We start from the raw sequence: 17,989 nt of genomic DNA, 5'->3' as shown, positions 1-17,989 counted from the left end.
TATCAATATATTACACACCGTGCCAGAGCGGGCTTTTGCGTTGCGCCATCACAACTGAAAGCACCGTGGAAGCAAACAGTACGAGAAAAACACTGTGACGGACCCGTAATAGATAATGCCAACCCGTAGGAAACGGGCAGCAATGTTGGTTACGCACCCTCGCTGCCTGACCCGCTCAACGTGAGACCCTTGGCGTTGAAGAAGGCGAAGGGATACCATGATCCTGTGTTAGGTCGGCTAGGTGCCAAGGGACTGCAAGGCCCGAAACACCGGGTGGAAGAGCTGAAATTGATTTAGACATTCTTCCCTAAGACCGGCCTGGGTTACGGTGGGTTGGGCGGTAAGATCTGTCCAAACGGTAAGCCCCTTGCGGCGCAGAAGGTCCAGATGGGGGTGGTCACTCGAATAGCCTGACGGTCCACGCTTCAACTCGGGCTCGCTGATCCTGACATTCCTGGCCGTAAGATCATTGATGATTGCCATGAGATCATTGCCCGCTGGTCCTGCTACGCCGGTCCGATACCTCTCTAGGGCTGCTTTTACATATTGGAAGACGCCGCACCCAAGGGACAGGCAATCCGGGGACAGCCCGAAATGCCAAAGCGGGGGCTGGTCTCCGCAATCCCCGGGTATGAAAGACATGCGCAGATGAGGATTATAGGGTGACTTGTCGTTTGAGAACCGCACGTCTCGATGAATACGGTAGATCTTGGCCGAATGGGGAATGTGCGTCATTTCGGCCAGCGCCTGTGACATCTGAGCCGCAAATTGTTCTGCGGGCTGCTTGATCGCGGCCTCATAGATCTGTTTGTTGGCGTGAAACCACTCGCGTCGGTTATTGGCTCGCAGATCAGAAAGAAACTGAAGGGCCTCGGGCGAAAAGCAGCGGAACTGATCCATCATCTTCTCCTGATATTCAACTTTTCGGCGGCAGGCTGGCGGCGTGCGCCAGGCACAGGCTCAGCCAGTCACCCAGCGCAGCCGGATCGCAGTCGGCCTCGTCTACAACGACAAACCCACCGAGTTTTCGCTTTCCGTGGACAATCGGGTTTGCAAACGGATTAGAAAGCGCCTCGGTCTCTTTGGCCTTGCCGACACGGAACATGAACCGTCCAAACCCGTCTTTGTCGCGGCGCGCGCCGCACAACATATTGCCGTTCAGAAAAAAGCAGGTGCCACCCATCATCCGCATTTCGGAAATTCGAATATGCGCCTCGAGGGCGAGGCGCATACGTTGATTCAGGTGTTCATCATTTGGCATCAGACTGATCCCGCCAACTGCCAAAGAATTGACAGGGACAAGACGAGCATCACCAATGTTGTCAGTGCGGCACCGATCACCCGACCTTTGCCGTCGGGGGTGGAACGCAGGCTGACATAGTGCACGGCGCGGGCCACCAACAGCACAAGACCGCATCCGCCGACCAGCCAGTCTGAGGCACCGGCAATTTCCGCCCCCGCCAAAGCCAGCAGCGCCAGAGGAACATATTCAGTAAAGTTCCCATGTGCCCGAATCCGTCGCAGCAGTTCGCCGTCATCCCCGTGCAGCAGTAAAACTCCGGTCTGGGATCGTCTGATGCCTACAAGAATTCCCATCGGAATACTCATAAGCACAAAGATTGCTGTCACAAGCAGAGCGATTTGCGGTGTGTGTTCCATGGGAATTCTCCTGTCTGCCCAAGATTAAGACGCCATGCTTTCATAAGTAATCAACGCAAACCGAGCGCCTTGTGGGTCGTTCAGAGTGGCCATCCGGCCGACCCCGGGCATATCTATGGCGGGTTGCAAGACTGAGGCTCCCTGTGCAACTGCGGCTGCTAGGCTGTTATCGACATCAGCAACCGTAAAATAGATCGTCCAGTTTCCATCCGTCTCGGGCATGGGCGAGAACCCTCCGATTGGCGTTTCACCAACCACCGCGGCGGCATAGCTTGACCCGTCCTGCATCGGCATCTCGTTAATGTTCCAGCCCAGCACATTTTTGTAGAATTGCTTGGCCTTGGTCTGGTCTGGCCCGGAATGCCCGATCCAGCCCGAGTTTCCAACGGTGGTCATGTCCAGAATGCTCATCTTTATCTCCCTTTGATTGCCCGCTGCATGCGGGACTGAACAAAGGACGCGTGAGGATCGGCCTTTCCTACAACTGGTTCAAATCTTTTTCACAGGCGGCGATTTCTTTCAGGACCGCCACACGTTCCGGTCCCGTCGGGCCAAGGTTCAATACGCGGTTAAGGGACTGGATCGCGGCGGGAAGATCGCCGATCTCTCGCAACATTGCCGCGCGCAAGGCATGGAACCAGCGATAAGACGCCAGATCATTCGCCAAGGTATCCAACGCAACAAGCGTGCGGCGTGGGCCATGAACCCTGGACCCGGCGGCGATCTGGTTCAGGCGGATGACAGGTGAGGGCTGGAGGCGATAGAGCGCGGCATAATGCGCCTCGATCAGAGACCAGTCGGTATCTTTTGTCGATTGGGCATGCGCATGAACGGCGGCGATTGCGGCCTGAATACCGTAAACACCAACTTGGTTCAGCCGTTCGGCCTTTTGCATCAGGGCTGTCGCTTCGGCGATGTTGGCCTTGTCCCAAAGGGCCCTGTCCTGATCTTCCAGGGCTACAAGATCACCTTGATCGTCTAGCCGTGCTTCACGACGGGCATGTTGCAGAAGCAACAGGGCCAGCAGTGAAATCTGCTCGGCCATCGTCGGGAACAAGGCAACCAGCAGCCGGGCCAGACGTATCGCCTCCTCGCATAGTTTGAGCCGGATTTGCACCGGGCCACCCGAGGTTGACCAGCCTTCGTTGAACATCAGGTAGATCATCAAAGACACTTCGCCCAAACGCGCAGCCCGCTCCTGTGGCGTGGGTGTTTCAAAAGCGACAGAACTTCCTGCGATCCTTTTCTTGGCGCGGGTAATTCGCTGTTCCATTGCCTTTGTACTGACAAGGAAACCACGGGCGATTTCTTTCACACGCAACCCGGCAACAATTTTTAGGGCCAGCGCAATCTGGTCTTGCCGGCTTAGGTCCGGGTGACAACAGATGAACAGCAGGCGCAGAACATCGTCGCGCAGCTCGTCCGGGTCTGGTGGGTCATCAGCCATGGAATGAAATTCTTCCCTGTGGCGGGTCAGGATTGCGCTGCGGCGCTGGGATTTGCGCAAACCATCCAGCCCGGCATTACGGGCGGTGGTCAAAAGCCAAGCTAGCGGATCGCGCGGCGCGCCTTGTTTGCGCCATACGGTCAAGGCCTTTAGACAGGCTTCGGCAAATGCATCTTCGGCAAGGTCGATGTCCCGGAAATATCGCGTCAGGGCCGCGATGGCCTGCGGGCGTTGCTGCAAGAACGTGGCCTCTAGCCAATCCGACACGCGGTCAATCCAAGGTCATCGACCCGCCTGCCCAGGCGGCGGGGCGAACCTCAAGCCGGGCAACAGGTGACGAGATCATTCGCGCATGTTCAAGCGCCTCATCCAGATCGTTGAACTCGGCCAGATATAAGCCCAGAAAACTTTCTTTCGTCTCAGCGAACGGGCCGTCGACGATCATAGGTTGCAGAGTCTCGGCAGCCGCGGGTTCGACTGTGACAGCCGTAGTCGGGGGCATCAGTTTGACGGACAGGAAATCCCCGCGCTGCCTGAGGGCATTCTGTAGCACCGTATGTCCAGCCATGACATCGTCCTGACGGTCCTGTGGCAACGCTTCGAACACACCCGCCTGACCATAGATCGAGATTGCATAGATCATTTTTACCTCCGCGATGTTGGTTTCATCCTGCTAGGACGCGCGAGGCTTTGCAAATCCGACACTCATTTCACCGATCTGCACAGTTTCTGCAGATCTTCTGCACCCGAGCTTCCCGACCTTTGGGTCAAACCAGTCCCTTAAAACACAAGAGGGAAGAAATGGCGCAGCAACTTATAATTTCTGGAGTTCCGAATTCTGTGGCGCTGGACGCTTGGTGGCTGTCGGAAGAGACAGTGATTTCAGGTACCAAGGGCCCGCCGGGTTCAACCCCGGCGTTTGCCACCGATGGTCGCGCGTGGCGCTTGATCGGGTCTATCTTGCTGGTCGCGCTGGCGGATTACCTGTTCTGGGGACATCAGGCGGGTGTGTCTCTGGCGGTCTTTACTGTGGCGGTCTTTTTGTGCGGCCTGCCCGCGGATCGGTCTGGCAAAGGGGTGCTTATGCCCGCAACGGTTTTGGTGCTGAGTGTTTTGCCGGTCGTGGATTTCGTTCAACCATTATCGGTCGCGTTTCTTTTGTCCGGGCTCGTCGTTGCGATTGTCTGGGTCAGGCACCCGAAAGGCCAGGTTCTGGAACTGCTTTTGCTGGCGCTGGGGTTTCTGACTGATCTTCCAAAGAACTGGCTTGGCCCGGTCCGCGCGATACCCGGCCTGAAAACCACGATTGTCAGCGATGCCGGAGGCGGCTGGACGCGGGTTCGGCAGTTCCTGCGCAACTGGGGTCTGCCGATTGGCGGGACGATGGTTTTTGTTACCCTGTTGGCCGAGGCGAACCCGGTATTCCAATCCCTTGTCACCCCGGATATCGCCTTTGGCCACCTGCTGCAGCGCGCCCTGTTCTGGGGAGGGATTGCGCTGATCATCTGGCCTTTTGTCGATAACCACCCGCTTCGCGGACTGAACCCGCGACCATTCGCAGGCCCTCAGACGATCCCCGGCCTCAACGGTGGTTCGGTCCTGCGGGCGCTCTGGGTGTTCAATGCACTGATTGGTGTTCAGACTGTGCTGGACCTTTCGATTCTGCTGGGCGGGGCCTCATTGCCCGAGGGGATGAGCTATGCATCCTATGCCCATCGCGGCGCATATCCGTTGCTGGTAACGGCGCTGCTGGCCGGTGCATTCGCCCTGGTAGCGCGGCCGTTTCTGGATGAAAATCGGGTGCTGAAACCGCTGATGGTGTTGTGGCTGGCACAAAATGTGGCTCTGTGCGGTGCGGCATTGATGCGCCTGGATTTATATGTCGGCACCTATGGCCTGACCTACCTGCGTATCTATGCGCAGATCTGGATGGGTCTTGTTGCGGCAGGTCTGGCGCTGGTTGGGTGGCAAGTAGCGTTCAGGAAATCCAATAGTTGGTTGATCGCGCGAACCGGCATTCTGAGCGTTCTGGTCCTCTATTGCGCCAGTTTTGTGAATTTTGCCCATGTGATCGCGACCCGAAACCTGAAACTGTCCGAGCCGGACTATGCCTATCTGTGTTCGTTGGGGCCCATGACCGGGATGCATATCAGCTACGGGTATCCGAATTCGTTGTGCTATTTTGAAGCCGACCCGATCAACAGCTGGCAGGAATGGGGCTTTCGAAAGTGGCGCCTGTCCCGCTATGGTGCCGATCTGAGCAGTATCGGTCCGGGTATATGAATATCTTAGTTGTCGATGATGATCCGCGGTTGCGTGAAGTTGTGCGTCTGGGGCTGGAACGCGCTGGCTACAGCGTTTCGACCGCCGCCAACGGTCAAGAAGCCGTAATCAGCACGTTTCGCGACGAACCGGACCTGATCGTTCTGGATGTTGGCCTGCCCGAACTGGATGGCTTTGCCGTATGTCAGAAAATTCGAACCCGTTCGGACGTCCCGATCCTGTTCCTGACTGCCCGCGATGATGAGGTCGACCGGATTCTGGGGCTGGAGCTTGGGGCCGATGACTACGTGGCCAAGCCTTTCAGCCCGCGCGAACTGGTGACGCGGGTCAAGGTGATCCTAAGGCGCACCAATCGCATTGTGGCGGCGCCGGGAAATCTGCGGCACGGCCCCTTGACCTTGGACCGGACCGCAAGACTCTGTGCTTGCCACGACACGGAAATTGCCCTGACCGGGACTGAGTTTCAGATCATGGTGATGTTGATGGAAACACCGGGCCGTCTTGTTCCCCGCACGGCCCTGATTGCCGAGATTTGGGGCGCGCGCAGCCAGGTCTCGGACAGGACCTTGGACAGCCACCTGCGGAACCTGCGGAACAAACTGGCAGAGGTTGGTTTGCCCGACGCGGTGGAAACCGTGCATGGACAGGGCATCCGGATGCGGAGGCTGGGGTGACCCGGCGCTGGCGGCCTTCATTGGCATTTGTGCTGGGCGGTGCGCTGGTCGGGACATTGGGTCTGTCATTCGCGGGTCTGGTGGCTCTGCGTTATCTGGGGCCAGAATTCGGATTTCGGAACTCTGCTTTGGTTCTGGGCGGGGTGATCTTTCTGGCTACGTCGGGGCTGGGTTGGTTGCTGGTGCGCCTACTGCTTCGCCCGATCAAAGCCCTGCAGGCCTATGCCGGGGCGCAAGAGGCGGGTACCCAGGCGGCCTCAATCCAGCATTTCGGCACCAAAGAGCTTCACCAGACCGCAACTCAGGTCGTCACCATGGCCGAGGCGCTGCGTGACCGTGAGGCGACCATCCGGTCTTATACCGATCACGTCACGCATGAGTTAAAATCGCCGGTAACCGCAATCCGCGCGGCGGTTGAGATGTTACAGGACACCCCAGATGGCAGCGATGACTCCAAAGCCCTAATCGCGCAGATCGACGGCGCGCGTCAGCAGATCGAAACCCAGCTTGCAGCACTTCGGGATGCCGCCCGCGCGCGCGAGGCCCGATATGTCGGGGCAAGCACCCTGCGCGATGCGTTGCTTGGGGCGCCTCCGCTTGAGCTAAACCTGTCCGGGGCGGATGATATCGCATTCCCGATTTCGGCCGAGGGGTTGCGGATCGTTCTGGGCCATATTCTGCAAAACGCCAAAGATCATGGGGCCAGCGCGGTGGATCTGCGTTCCGAAGAAGCTGGAAATGCGGTTATTCTGACCGTGTCCGACAATGGGGTGGGGATTTCGCCCGGTAACGTCGACCGCGTGTTCGATCCATTCTTTACCACCCGCCGGGAAAGCGGCGGGACGGGTATGGGTCTGGCTATTGTCCGTAACATCCTGTCTGCGCATCGCGGTGAAATCGAAAACCTGCCCGCCCCATGTGGCGCGTGCTTTGAATTGCGGTTCTTCAGGTTCTAATCGGGGCCATAGGTCATTCGTGTATTGGCCCCGAATGTTTGACAGAATTGATCACTGTTGGGCAGGCAGTGGAAGGCAACCGGGCAGGCCCGCAGGCAGGACCAGCCGTGCCCCTTGCCGGTAAAGCGATTGGGCGAACCCGCTGCTATCCGATGTGACCGTGACACTGACTTGCGAAGAGTCGATGACCGCCACATCATCCGCTAGATTTCGCATCAACCCCTCTGAGGGAAAGACCACGACATAGGCAGGGGCCTCGTCCGTTATCAATGCGACGACCACCAGAACCGACAGCCATCCAAGCACCATAAGGGGGATGGCTGTCAGGAGTGATCTAATAGTCATGGATATGCTCAAGCGTCAGGCCGTCCCCCTGGATCTGGCGCAGACGCTGCGAGAGGTCCGGAACCTTGACCAGTATCAGATGACGATAGTCCCCGAACCCTTGTCGTTGGGCGCTGAAGATTGCATCCGGCGCAGTTGGTTGATCCGACAGGGCGGTGAACAGAATGTCGTCATTGCCGGCGATCTCGACAATCTCGACCCCCGCGCTGGCCATTTCCGCCATTAGGTTGGTCAGGGTGCGGTAGCGTGGCGTTTCGACCTCAAACCCGTTCGGGCCTTCAGAGATAACCTTCACGCCGGGATAGGCAGACAGGCTGTCTGCACTGGCACCGGTGATGATCATCCGCAGCGTCAGCTCATCAGCGCCGACCTGCGCAACCGCCTGTTCGATCACGCCTGCATAGGCCTGTTTGGCACCGTATTCCAGACCCAGCGCAATCGCCCTCTCGCTGTCGCGCAGGCTGCCGCTGTTTTGTTCGACCAGGCTCTGGGCGTCGTCGGCGAAGGGCCATTTATACCACGGAACCTGTTGTAGGAACGCGGCATATGCGGCGGCCTGCTGTGCCGACAAATCATCCAGAGGTGCCCGCTGTGGGCCCCGCAAGGCAGAGGCCAGCCGACCGAGGGTTTCCTCATAGGCAGCCTTCAGCGCCAGCTCGGCGGAAAAGCTGGCACCGATCACATAGACCATCTGTTTGGTGGCCCCATCAACCTGACCGAGAGCGGAGGCGGTCCGATTCAGATCGCAGAGCGACCCCCAAAACCCGGTGATACTGCTCCAGAACCCGTAATCATGGGGATCGCCGGTGCGCAGAACCTCGGCGTAATCCTCATAGGCGTGGACAATGTGCCACTCGGGATAAGTCATCAGCGTGCGGGTTTCGGCCCGGTGATGTGCCGGGTCGATCAGGGCGGTATGAGCCGGGGGCTGACCCGTACCACGGCAGCTTGTTTCCACATAGAGGATCGGAGCAGCCAGCGCGATCCCGGCAAGGATCAACACCAGAATCAGCCGTTTGGTCCACCGCAGCAGGAACCTCATGCGGTGTGTCTCCGGTCCCGCAGCCCGGCCCAAGCGGCAACGCCGCCAAGCGCCAGATGCGGCAGGTTGGCAAACAGGCGGGGCAGGGACAATTCCGGCCCGGCCGATGGGTTTGTAAAGATACCCAGATCAAGATAGCCATAACCGGTGAAAAACCCGAACACGCCGTCCCCCAGATAAGCCAGCCCGAACAGGATCAGAAAGCTGCGAGCCGCGCGGTGTGACAACAGCCCGGCGATCAGCGCCCAAAGGGCTGAGGCCACGTGCAGCGCATCGTCATAGATATCCAGTGCGAAAATGCCAAAGGCCAGACCATCCTGATCCGTCAGGCCAGGAACATAGTTCAGCGATGCCGCAATCATCAGCGCGACAAAGTAAACCAGACAGAGTTTTTGAAGGTTGCTCATAGACGCCCCAGATAGCTGTCCCAAAGGTTGTTCCGCAGAACCAGTTGCGGATCAAGCTCTCGTTTTGCCTGCGCAAACCCTTCCGCATTGGGGTAGGCTGCAGTCAGTTGATCCAGTGTCGCATGTGGCCTGTACGGCAGGTAATAGGTTCCGCCAATCGCCACGATCCCGTCGATCAGCGCCCGGGTCATCCGCGCCATGTCGGCTTCGCCGCGTTCGGTCAGCTCCTGGCTGAACGACATGACAGCGGCGATCCGGGGCTGGCTTGCATAAGACAGAACCGCCTGATCGTCCTGTGCGACATAGCGCAGCGTTACGTTCAGAAACTCTTGATACGAGGCCGGAATTACCGCGCGACACACTGATAAGAAATCGTCGAACGCATCGAACCCTACGAAATACTCGTGCAGGATGTCGGTCCGGTCCGGGTTGCGGTCGTCCAGAGTCACAACCGGTTCGTTGATCAAAGTGTTCCGCGTCGCCTCACGCGAACCCAGCGCTGGGCCCAGCCGTGTTTCATTCCACCAACGGAAGGATTTGAAGGGCTCGCTGCCCAGTTGAGCCCGGTACAGACGGCTGGCCGCATGCGACATCCACCCCGACCCGGACGCTGGTGGCAGGTCCGACTGGTCCGAGCCTTCGCGATATGTCACTAATAGCGCTTTCTCGAAAAACGTATCGCGTTCAACATTCAGGCGGCCATAGGCCATTGTGACCGCCGGGTCGTCAATCGCCGCACGAAAGGCCGAGGCAAACGCTCCTGCTTCCAGAATGTCGAAACCCGGCGTCAGGCGTGAATTTGGAACCATCTCGACCTCAAGGTCCACGATCACGCCGATCAACCCGTACCCGCCCATCGCCAGATTGAACAGCTCGGTGTTCTCGGTGGGCGAACAGGTCACCAACTCACCCGAGGGCAGGATCATGCGCAACGATCGGACCGTCGCCCCCATCGGGCCAAAGGGAACCGGCCAGCCATGTGCATTGACCGAATAAGTGGCGGCGACACCGAAATCATTATTTGACTGCATGACTTTGGGGGACCAGCCTGCGGGATCAAGCGCTGCGATGACCTGCGACCAGCGGGCTCCGGCATGGGTCAGATAGGTCCCGGCTGAACCGTCGATCTGAACCGATCCATTGTTAAAGGTAATCGCTGTGCCGTTGCGGGGAATGGCTTGCCCACCCATGGAATGCCGCGCGGCCCCAATGTTGACCGGGCGTCCTTCTGACTTGGCCTCCGAAAGCTCTTGCCGGATGGCGGCGATCAGCGTGTCTCCGGAGTCATCGCTGAGCACCAGATGTTTGTGGATCGGTGTCGGTGACAGTCCGCTGGCGTCATTCATAACTTTGTCGCCTGTTTCCGCAAATGTCCTTCTTGTGCCTTCATAGACAGGAAGGTCCGGTCCCAGCCACCGCGACGCTGCCCACCCTGCCAACCCTCCGCCGGCAAACAAGGCCGCCCTTCTGGTAAATGTTTTCATCTTTCGATTTCTCCCGAAGTTAACTGGGACATCTGATCGAGAATGCTTTTAAGCGCAGTTTGAAATGCCTGCGGGCCTCAATCCGCGGTATGTGCCTGACCCCTGCCAAGGTGTCCATTTGGGCATCGGGTCAAAGAATGTGCAAGTCCATGGCCTGCTGTACCGGCGCAAAGGTGTCCTAGTTGCCCCGGATCAGGCCGACGGGTACCTGCAGCATGGCGATGCGCCATGTTCAGCAGATTCGGGCAAGGTCCAAGGACCAGTTTTTTGACCGCAAGTGGCTCGAAACTTGACTTCATTCCCGGAATGTTCAACCGGAAGGCATGTTTTGAAAACTGCGGAAATCCGTACTTGTAAGACAGTCAGCGGCCACAGCTTGGCGTAAGCTTTCCGCTACGTAAGTTCATGCGCGCACGGCAGATTTGCGTCGGGGCATCCGCCAAACTGCCGTTTTTATGCTCAATCAGGTGTTGCAACTGTAACGATGATCTGGATGATCAGGACCACCAAGGCCGTAAAAATGGTCTGTCGTCCAAAGGGCGATGTTAACAAAAAGGGGAGTTACAAATGATTCTAAGAAACCTGATGATCGCTGCAAGTGCGACGGCGCTGATGGCGGCGGGCGCTTCGGCGGAAACGCTGCGCTGGGCGCGGGCCGGTGATGCTCTGACGCTGGATCCGCATTCGCAGAATGAAGGTCCGACGCACACCGTGCGACACCAGATTTACGAGCCTCTGATCATCCGCGACGTGACCGGTGCATTCGAGCCCGCGCTGGCGACCGAGTGGGGCCCCAAGGCCGATGACCCGAATGTTTGGGTCTTCAAGCTGCGCGAGGGCGTGAAATTCCATGACGGTGCGGACTTCAACGCCGAAGATGTGGTGTTCAGCTTTACCCGAGCCAAGCAACCTAATTCCGACATGAAAGAGCTGATCGGTTCGATCGTCGAAGTGCGCGCAGTTGACGATTTCACCGTCGAGATTGTCACAGATGGTCCGAACCCGATCCTGCCGTCGAACCTGACCAACCTGTTCATTCTGGACAAGGGCTGGGCCGAGTCGAATGACACCGTTAATGTTCAGGATTTCGAAGGCGGCGAAATCACTTATGCCACCACCAATGCCAACGGTACGGGCCCCTATGTTCTTCAAAGCCGCGAACCTGACATCAAGACGGTAATGGTGCGCAACGACAACTATTGGGGCATCGACCAGTTCCCGATGGAAGTGACCGAGATCATCTATACCCCGATCCAGAACGCTGCGACCCGCGTTGCGGCGATGCTGTCGGGTGAGGTGAACTTCCTCCAGGATATGCCGGTGCAGGACATTGAACGCGTCAATGGTGTCGACGGTCTGATGGTCAAGCAAGCCCCGCAGAACCGGGTGATCTTCTTTGGTATGAACCAGGGTGCCGATGACATCGAGGCGGATAACGTGGACGGCAAGAACCCTCTGGCCGATGTGCGCGTGCGTCAAGCGATGTCGATGGCGATTAACCGTGATGCGATCAAGCAGGTCGTGATGCGCGGCCAGTCGCAGCCCGCAGGCATGATCGCACCGCCCTTCGTGAATGGCTGGACCTCTGACATGGACGGCGAATCCTCCACCGATCTGGCCAAGGCCAAGGAACTGATGGCAGAGGCAGGGTATGGCGATGGCTTCTCGCTTCGGCTGGACTGCCCGAATGATCGGTACATCAACGATGAAGCTATCTGTCAGGCGGCTGTTGGGATGCTGGGCCAGATCGGCGTGACCGTGAATCTGGACGCCAAGCCCAAGGCGCAGCATTTCCCGCTGATCACCGATGGCAAGACAGATTTCTACATGCTGGGTTGGGGTGTGCCGACATATGACTCGGAATACATCTTCAACTTCCTTGTTCATGGACGCGAAGATGACATCGGCACGTGGAACGGCACCGGTTATCAGGACGATGCGCTGGACGGGAAGATCAAGTCGCTTGCCTCGAATACCGATCTTGACGCTCGGAATGCCGACATCGCCGACATCTGGCGGGTGGTGCAGGACGAAGCGCTTTACATCCCCATTCATCACCAGGTTCTGAACTGGGGTATGGCCGACGGTGTGGGCATCGAAGTGGATGCCGAAGATCAGCCTAAGGTCAAATACTTCACTCTGAACTAAGCCATTCAGATCAGTGATTTGGCAGGGCGCGGTTTCGCGCCCTGCCTTTTGCGCTATTGTTAAGCGCAACACCGCATCGCGGGGCAAAAAAGGGAGATTTCGCCATGACCCTCAGGAACAGTGCCATTGCTTTGGCCTTGCTGGCCACCACCAGCGTTCAGGCTGCCGAATTCAAATGGGCCTCGACCACGGACCCGCAGACGATGGACCCGCACGCGGTCAACTCGGCCCCGGTTCTGGGGTTTCTGAACAATGTCTACGAAGGCCTTGTGCGCCGCGACAAGGACATGAGCGTTCAACCCGCGCTGGCCGTCAGCTGGGAGACGATAGGCGACGGCGAAGGTTGGCGCTTTAACCTGCGTGAGGGCGTGACCTTCCATGACGGTAGCAGCTTTGATGCGCAGGACGTTCTGTTCAGCTATCAGCGCGCCTCGGGCGAGGCGGCGGATACCCGCAGCTGGTTCGCGCCCATCAGCGAGGTGATCGTGGTCGACGACTATACGGTCGATTTCATGACGACTGCGCCGAACCCGTTATTCCCATCCTCAATCGCCAACTGGATGATCATGGATCAGGGCTGGGCCGAGGCCAATGACGCAGCGGTGCCCGACAAAGAGGTCGGGAATTACGCCACCCTGAACGCCAACGGCACAGGCGCCTTCAAACTTGCGGCACGAGAGCCCGGCCTGCGCACGGTTCTTGAGCCCTTTGACGGCTGGTGGGATCAGGCCGACCACAACATCACAAGTGCTGAGTTCACTCCGATCCAAAACCCGGCGACAGCGGTTGCAGCCTTGTTGTCAGGCGATGTGGACATGATCAACCCGGTGCCGATCCAGGACGTGGCACGCCTGAAGGAAAACGGGGATGTCGACGTCATTCAGGGGATCGAGGCACGGGTCATCATGTTGGGGTTCGATCATCAGGCCGAGGTGCTTAAATACACCGACGATGCGGGCAAACCGAACCCGTTCCGTGACCCGCGCGTCCGCAAGGCAGTGGCACAGGCGGTCAATGTGGATGCCATTCTTGCGACTATCATGCGGGGGAATGCCGAAGTGGCCTCGCAACTGGTCAGCCCGGCGATGAGTGGTTATTCCGAGGCGAATGCAGACCGTCCCGCCTTTGATGTCGATGCCGCAAGGGCCCTGCTGACCGAGGCCGGATATGCAGATGGGTTTTCGTTCGGGCTGAAATGCCCCAATGACCGCTATCTGAATGATGAGGCCGTTTGCCAGGCGGTTGTCAGCATGCTGGCCCAGATCGGGATCACTGCGGAACTGGATGCCATGCCGGTCCGTAACTACTGGCCGGAACTCAGGGAAGGCAAATACGATATGTACCTGCTGGGCTGGAGCCCCGGTACATTTGATGCCGAACACCCCGTGCGCTTCCTTGTGGCTACCCCAAACGAAGAGAAAAAGCTGGGCAGCTGGAATTTCGGCGGATTTTCGAACGCGCGGGTGGATGAGCTGCTGCCGAAGATCCAGTCCGAGTTGGATGCGGGCAAACGGCAGGCGATGCTGGATGAGGTCACGCAGATCATTCAGGACGAACAGGTCTATGTGCCGATGTATGTGCAACCTCTGGTCTGGGGCACACGCAGCAATGTCGAACTGACGCAGCGCCCGGACAACTTCTTTCTGCTGCGCTGGGTAACGGTTAACTGAAACCGGGGCGGGGCCAGAAAACGCTAGCTTGCGTTAGCGGTATCTTGACCACCCCGCCCGGGCTTGCATAGACAGTCCGATCAACGAGGAAAACGAATGTTCGCTTATATTGTCCAAAGGATGTTCCAATCCGTGATCGTGCTGCTGATCGTGGGTCTGGTTGCCTTTTCGATGTTCCGCTTTGTCGGTGATCCGATCGACAACATGCTAGGGCAGGAACGTACGCAGGCCGATATCGACCGGCTGCGGTCCGATCTTGGTCTGGATCAGCCGTTTCCGGTGCAATATTTCAAGTTCCTGCAAGGCGCGGTGCAGGGCAATTTTGGCGTGTCCTACCGGCAAGGCCGACCGGTTTCGACCATCATAGCCGAACGCGCCCCCGCGACATTGGAACTGGCCTTTGTGTCGGGCTTTCTGGCCATCACCCTTGGCATCGCGCTGGGCGTTTTCACAGCGATTCGACGACAGGGGGTGGCGGCGAATATCATCATGACCGTGTCGTTGATCGGGGTTTCCCTGCCAACCTTCCTAATCGGGATATTGCTGATCTATATATTCTCGGTTGAATTGGATCTTTTACCCAGCTTTGGGAGGGGCGAGACCGTTATGATTGGCGGCTGGTCCACGGGGTTCCTGACAACCTCGGGGCTCAAGGCGCTGATCCTGCCGGCGATCACGCTGGGCCTGTATCAGATGACGCTGATCATGCGGCTGGTGCGGTCGGAAATGCTTGAGGTCCTGCGTGCCGACTATGTCCGTTTTGCACGTGCGCGTGGGCTGTCGGACCGGGTGATCAATTTTCGCCACGCGCTGAAAAATACGCTGGTGCCGGTGATCACAATCACCGGGTTGCAGCTGGGCTCGATCATCGCCTTTGCCATCATCACCGAGACGGTGTTTCAGTGGCCCGGTGTGGGCCTGCTGTTCATAAATGCGATCCAGTTTGTCGATATCCCTGTTATGGCCGCCTATCTGATGCTGATCTCGGTCATGTTCGTGTCGATCAATCTGATCGTCGATCTTTTGTACTATGCCATTGACCCGCGCCTGCGTGTCGACGCGAGGGCCACATGACCGATACTTCTGAAACTTCGAGACAAGTGCCCAAATCGCGGCTGGCCCAATTTTGGGACAGCGATTTCGCATGGTCCTTCCGTCATTCGCCCGTGGCGATGGTTGCCTCATTTGTTGTGGTCCTGCTGGTGCTGGCGGCAATACTGGCCCCGCTGATTGCGCCGCATAACCCGTTTGATCCGGCAACGCTGAACCTGATGAACGGATTTACACCGCCGGGCACGCCGAATGCCTTTACGCAGGACACGTTCCTGCTGGGCACCGACGATCAGGGGCGCGATGTGTTCTCGACCATCCTCTATGGGATGCGCATATCCCTGTTTGTCGGCGCAGCGGCGGTGCTGCTGGCGTTGATCATCGGAGTTGTTCTGGGGCTGGTCGCGGCCTATTTCGGCGGCTGGGTCGAGACGCTGATCATGCGGGTCGCAGATGTGCAGCTGACCTTTCCTGCCATTCTGGTCGCCATGCTGATCTTTGGCATCGCCAAAGGCGTGACCCCACCCGAATATCGTGACGAGATGGCAATCTATGTTCTGATCATCGCCATTGCCCTGTCCGACTGGGTGCAGTTTGCCCGGGTCGTCCGCGGTGCGGCGTTGGTGGAAAAGAACAAGGAATACGTGCAGGCCGCCCGCCTGATCGGGCGCGGTTCTTTCCCGATCATGTTCCGCCACATCCTGCCCAATGTACTCAGCCCGGTTCTGGTCATCGCCACGATCTCACTGGCGCTGGCGATCATTGCCGAAGCAACGCTGAGCTTCCTCGGCGTAGGGGCACCACCAACCCAGCCGTCATTGGGCACGCTGATCCGTATCGGGCAGGGCTTCCTGTTCTCGGGTGAGTGGTGGATTTTGTTCTTCCCGGCCTGCACCCTGTTGGCGCTGGCCCTGTCTGTGAACCTGCTGGGCGACTGGCTGCGCGATGCACTGAACCCCAAGCTGCGGTGATTTCATGAGCCTTCTGACGATCAATGACCTGACGGTCGAATTCCCCACCCGCCGCAAATTGTTCACAGCCGTGGACCATGTGGACCTGTCGGTTGAACCCGGAGAAATCCACGGCTTGGTTGGCGAATCCGGGGCCGGTAAATCCACCATTGGCGCGGCCATCATGGGATTGTTGGATCGCCCCGGCCGTATTGCCAGCGGCACGATCCAGCTGAGCGGTGACCAGATCAGTGGTCTGGATGCCGAGGCGATGCGGGGGTTGCGCGGCAAAAAGATCTCGATGATCTTTCAGGACCCGCTGACCTCGCTGAACCCGTTATTCACCGTGCGCGAACAACTGACCGAGACCATTCAGGCCCATCTGGGCGGCACGGATGCCGAGGCGAACCAACGCGCGCGCGATCTGATTGACCGGGTTGGCATTCCTGATCCGGACACGCGGTTGGACCAGTATCCGCACCAGTTCTCGGGCGGGATGCGGCAGCGTGTGGTCATCGCGCTTGCCTTGTGTACCGAACCGGATGTGATCATCGCGGATGAGCCGACCACGGCGCTGGACGTCTCGGTTCAGGCGCAGATTCTGGACCTGATCAAAGAACTGGCGCGGGAACGTCAAGTGGGCGTCATCCTGATCACCCATGACATGGGTGTGATCGCGGACACGACGGACAAAGTGACGGTGATGTATGCGGGCAAGGTTGTCGAAACCGGCCCGACCGCGCAGGTGATGGGGCAGCCCACCCATGAATACACCAAATCGCTGATCGCTGCCGTGCCGCGCCCGACCCTGAAACTGCATCGCTTTCCCCAGATCAGCTATGGTGGGCGCGAGACACGCTTTGCCATCGAAGACATGGCCCGCCACTGGCCCAAGGTGGATAATGACACCAGCAAACCGGTGTTCGAGATCCGCAACCTGACCAAGAAGTTCCTGCAGCGCAAAGGCCTGCTGCCCTGGGACCGCACCTATTTCACCGCCGTTGACGAGGTAAGTTTCGACATCCGCGCAGGTGAGGTGTTTGGCGTTGTGGGTGAATCCGGCTCGGGCAAGTCGACTGTCGCACGGATGATTGCAGGGTTGTACCCTGTGGATGGCGGCACGATTACATTCGACGGGCAGGTGGTCAGCGATCTGACCAATCGGACCGCGCTGGATGCCTATCGCAAGAACATCCAGATGATCTTTCAGGACCCGTATTCCTCGCTCAATCCCCGTATGCGGGTGGATGAGATCGTGGCCGAGCCGATCCGCCATCACAGGTTGATGGAAGGTGCAGATATCAAACGCCGCGTCGATGAGTTGTTGGATCAGGTGGGACTCGGCCATGAGGCCGGGCAGAAATACCCGCATGAATTCTCGGGCGGACAGCGGCAACGTATCTCGATTGCACGTGCGCTGGCCACGCAACCGCGATTCCTGATTTGTGACGAGCCAACCAGTGCGCTGGACGTGTCCATTCAGGCGCAGATTTTGAACATCTTGAAGGACTTGCAGGAACATCTAGGCCTGACCCTGCTGTTCATCAGTCATGACCTGCCGGTGGTACGTCAGATGTGCGACCGAGTGGCAGTGATGAAACAGGGCCAAATTGTCGAGTTGCAGGAAACCAATAACTTGTTCGCCAACCCCCAGACGGATTATGCCCGCGAATTGTTGCGCTTGATGCCCAGGCTGGATGACCTGTCGACCGAGGGGTTGGACGCGGAATCCTGAGGCAGTGACGATTCCAGTATCGGCGGTATGACGGAAGGTCCGTCAATATGGCGATAGTTTTGACGTTTTCGTCAAGATTGCCTCTGCAGATTGAACAACTGTGCCTTCATACTTTCTGAAACGAAAGAGGAGGCGCGTT

General features: G+C 58.3%; 18 protein-coding genes. 8 read left to right on the top strand and 10 right to left on the bottom strand.

What is annotated here, in order from left to right:
• Nucleotides 1-237: 237 nt before the first annotated feature.
• From AC2FH2_RS11495 to AC2FH2_RS11470, 6 genes are all read right to left on the bottom strand, one after another.
• Nucleotides 238-900, bottom strand: coding sequence for a DUF2461 domain-containing protein (locus AC2FH2_RS11495; protein WP_496823627.1), 663 nt, complete (start codon nucleotides 898-900; stop codon nucleotides 238-240).
• A gap of 16 nt (nucleotides 901-916) precedes the next feature.
• Nucleotides 917-1,261, bottom strand: coding sequence for a TfoX/Sxy family protein (locus AC2FH2_RS11490; protein ID WP_496823625.1), 345 nt, complete (start codon nucleotides 1,259-1,261; stop codon nucleotides 917-919).
• A complete protein-coding gene (locus AC2FH2_RS11485) occupies nucleotides 1,261-1,659 on the bottom strand; it encodes an MAPEG family protein (protein ID WP_496823623.1) in 399 nt (132 codons plus the stop codon). The genes AC2FH2_RS11490 and AC2FH2_RS11485 overlap by 1 nt, the downstream gene beginning before the upstream one ends.
• A gap of 24 nt (nucleotides 1,660-1,683) precedes the next feature.
• A complete protein-coding gene (locus AC2FH2_RS11480) occupies nucleotides 1,684-2,070 on the bottom strand; it encodes a VOC family protein (RefSeq protein WP_142638446.1) in 387 nt (128 codons plus the stop codon).
• 67 nt (nucleotides 2,071-2,137) lie between these two features.
• Nucleotides 2,138-3,373 (bottom strand): RNA polymerase sigma factor, encoded by a 1,236-nt coding sequence (locus tag AC2FH2_RS11475; protein WP_496823621.1) that lies wholly within the window; start codon nucleotides 3,371-3,373, stop codon nucleotides 2,138-2,140.
• Between the two features lie 4 nt (nucleotides 3,374-3,377).
• A complete protein-coding gene (locus AC2FH2_RS11470) occupies nucleotides 3,378-3,749 on the bottom strand; it encodes a YciI family protein (protein WP_142638441.1) in 372 nt (123 codons plus the stop codon).
• Between the two features lie 158 nt (nucleotides 3,750-3,907).
• On the opposite strand from AC2FH2_RS11470, the gene AC2FH2_RS11465 reads away from it, so the two are divergent.
• Genes AC2FH2_RS11465 through AC2FH2_RS11455 form a run of 3 tightly spaced genes read left to right on the top strand, consistent with a single transcriptional unit; the run spans nucleotide 3,908 to nucleotide 7,019 of the window.
• On the top strand, nucleotides 3,908-5,389 hold the full coding sequence (locus AC2FH2_RS11465; RefSeq protein WP_496823619.1) for a DUF4153 domain-containing protein: 1,482 nt from the start codon (nucleotides 3,908-3,910) through the stop codon (nucleotides 5,387-5,389).
• Complete coding sequence (locus AC2FH2_RS11460; RefSeq protein WP_496823617.1) at nucleotides 5,386-6,063, top strand: response regulator transcription factor; 678 nt, start codon at nucleotides 5,386-5,388, stop codon at nucleotides 6,061-6,063. Before AC2FH2_RS11465 ends, AC2FH2_RS11460 begins: the two co-directional genes overlap by 4 nt.
• Entirely contained in the window at nucleotides 6,060-7,019 is a 960-nt protein-coding gene (locus tag AC2FH2_RS11455) for a sensor histidine kinase (RefSeq protein ID WP_496823615.1), read from the top strand. The genes AC2FH2_RS11460 and AC2FH2_RS11455 overlap by 4 nt, the downstream gene beginning before the upstream one ends.
• 51 nt (nucleotides 7,020-7,070) lie before the next feature.
• Here AC2FH2_RS11455 and AC2FH2_RS11450 read toward each other — a convergent pair whose 3' ends face one another.
• The 4 genes from AC2FH2_RS11450 to AC2FH2_RS11435 are packed head-to-tail and all read right to left on the bottom strand — an operon-like array spanning nucleotide 7,071 to nucleotide 10,297.
• Entirely contained in the window at nucleotides 7,071-7,364 is a 294-nt protein-coding gene (locus AC2FH2_RS11450; RefSeq protein WP_281995551.1) for a hypothetical protein, read from the bottom strand.
• On the bottom strand, nucleotides 7,354-8,406 hold the full coding sequence (locus AC2FH2_RS11445; protein WP_496713884.1) for a hypothetical protein: 1,053 nt from the start codon (nucleotides 8,404-8,406) through the stop codon (nucleotides 7,354-7,356). The genes AC2FH2_RS11450 and AC2FH2_RS11445 overlap by 11 nt, the downstream gene beginning before the upstream one ends.
• Nucleotides 8,403-8,813, bottom strand: coding sequence for a DUF4383 domain-containing protein (locus AC2FH2_RS11440; RefSeq protein ID WP_282022209.1), 411 nt, complete (start codon nucleotides 8,811-8,813; stop codon nucleotides 8,403-8,405). Before AC2FH2_RS11440 ends, AC2FH2_RS11445 begins: the two co-directional genes overlap by 4 nt.
• Nucleotides 8,810-10,297: an FAD-binding oxidoreductase gene (locus AC2FH2_RS11435; protein WP_496823612.1), complete on the bottom strand. Its 1,488-nt coding sequence runs from the start codon at nucleotides 10,295-10,297 to the stop codon at nucleotides 8,810-8,812. The genes AC2FH2_RS11440 and AC2FH2_RS11435 overlap by 4 nt, the downstream gene beginning before the upstream one ends.
• A gap of 567 nt (nucleotides 10,298-10,864) precedes the next feature.
• On the opposite strand from AC2FH2_RS11435, the gene AC2FH2_RS11430 reads away from it, so the two are divergent.
• From AC2FH2_RS11430 to AC2FH2_RS11410, 5 genes are all read left to right on the top strand, one after another.
• On the top strand, nucleotides 10,865-12,445 hold the full coding sequence (locus tag AC2FH2_RS11430) for an ABC transporter substrate-binding protein (RefSeq protein WP_185956712.1): 1,581 nt from the start codon (nucleotides 10,865-10,867) through the stop codon (nucleotides 12,443-12,445).
• A gap of 104 nt (nucleotides 12,446-12,549) precedes the next feature.
• Nucleotides 12,550-14,115 carry an ABC transporter substrate-binding protein gene (locus AC2FH2_RS11425; protein WP_496823610.1) on the top strand — a complete coding sequence of 522 codons (1,566 nt, stop codon included), beginning with the start codon at nucleotides 12,550-12,552 and terminating at the stop codon, nucleotides 14,113-14,115.
• A 96-nt stretch (nucleotides 14,116-14,211) separates the two neighbouring features.
• Nucleotides 14,212-15,189 carry an ABC transporter permease gene (locus tag AC2FH2_RS11420; RefSeq protein WP_142638424.1) on the top strand — a complete coding sequence of 326 codons (978 nt, stop codon included), beginning with the start codon at nucleotides 14,212-14,214 and terminating at the stop codon, nucleotides 15,187-15,189.
• On the top strand, nucleotides 15,186-16,136 hold the full coding sequence (locus tag AC2FH2_RS11415) for an ABC transporter permease (protein WP_271950952.1): 951 nt from the start codon (nucleotides 15,186-15,188) through the stop codon (nucleotides 16,134-16,136). Before AC2FH2_RS11420 ends, AC2FH2_RS11415 begins: the two co-directional genes overlap by 4 nt.
• 4 nt (nucleotides 16,137-16,140) lie before the next feature.
• Nucleotides 16,141-17,850, top strand: a complete 1,710-nt coding sequence (locus AC2FH2_RS11410) for an ABC transporter ATP-binding protein (protein ID WP_271950949.1) — start codon at nucleotides 16,141-16,143, stop codon at nucleotides 17,848-17,850.
• Nucleotides 17,851-17,989: the final 139 nt, after the last annotated feature.

This window comes from Ruegeria sp. YTSA105, assembly GCF_059610225.1.
This window is presented reverse-complemented; position numbering and strand designations above follow the sequence as displayed.

Excerpts from the sequence above, each read along its gene's own strand:
- AC2FH2_RS11490 (WP_496823625.1), bottom strand. The coding sequence starts at position 1,261 with ATGCCAAATGATGAACACCTGAATCAACGTATGCGCCTCGCCCTCGAG.
- AC2FH2_RS11465 (WP_496823619.1), top strand. The coding sequence starts at position 3,908 with ATGGCGCAGCAACTTATAATTTCTGGAGTTCCGAATTCTGTGGCGCTG.
- AC2FH2_RS11495 (WP_496823627.1), bottom strand. The coding sequence starts at position 900 with ATGGATCAGTTCCGCTGCTTTTCGCCCGAGGCCCTTCAGTTTCTTTCT.
- AC2FH2_RS11415 (WP_271950952.1), top strand. The coding sequence starts at position 15,186 with ATGACCGATACTTCTGAAACTTCGAGACAAGTGCCCAAATCGCGGCTG.
- AC2FH2_RS11410 (WP_271950949.1), top strand. The coding sequence starts at position 16,141 with ATGAGCCTTCTGACGATCAATGACCTGACGGTCGAATTCCCCACCCGC.
- AC2FH2_RS11430 (WP_185956712.1), top strand. The coding sequence starts at position 10,865 with ATGATTCTAAGAAACCTGATGATCGCTGCAAGTGCGACGGCGCTGATG.
- AC2FH2_RS11480 (WP_142638446.1), bottom strand. The coding sequence starts at position 2,070 with ATGAGCATTCTGGACATGACCACCGTTGGAAACTCGGGCTGGATCGGG.
- AC2FH2_RS11485 (WP_496823623.1), bottom strand. The coding sequence starts at position 1,659 with ATGGAACACACACCGCAAATCGCTCTGCTTGTGACAGCAATCTTTGTG.
- AC2FH2_RS11420 (WP_142638424.1), top strand. The coding sequence starts at position 14,212 with ATGTTCGCTTATATTGTCCAAAGGATGTTCCAATCCGTGATCGTGCTG.
- AC2FH2_RS11460 (WP_496823617.1), top strand. The coding sequence starts at position 5,386 with ATGAATATCTTAGTTGTCGATGATGATCCGCGGTTGCGTGAAGTTGTG.
- AC2FH2_RS11470 (WP_142638441.1), bottom strand. The coding sequence starts at position 3,749 with ATGATCTATGCAATCTCGATCTATGGTCAGGCGGGTGTGTTCGAAGCG.
- AC2FH2_RS11450 (WP_281995551.1), bottom strand. The coding sequence starts at position 7,364 with ATGACTATTAGATCACTCCTGACAGCCATCCCCCTTATGGTGCTTGGA.
- AC2FH2_RS11425 (WP_496823610.1), top strand. The coding sequence starts at position 12,550 with ATGACCCTCAGGAACAGTGCCATTGCTTTGGCCTTGCTGGCCACCACC.
- AC2FH2_RS11445 (WP_496713884.1), bottom strand. The coding sequence starts at position 8,406 with ATGAGGTTCCTGCTGCGGTGGACCAAACGGCTGATTCTGGTGTTGATC.
- AC2FH2_RS11440 (WP_282022209.1), bottom strand. The coding sequence starts at position 8,813 with ATGAGCAACCTTCAAAAACTCTGTCTGGTTTACTTTGTCGCGCTGATG.
- AC2FH2_RS11435 (WP_496823612.1), bottom strand. The coding sequence starts at position 10,297 with ATGAAAACATTTACCAGAAGGGCGGCCTTGTTTGCCGGCGGAGGGTTG.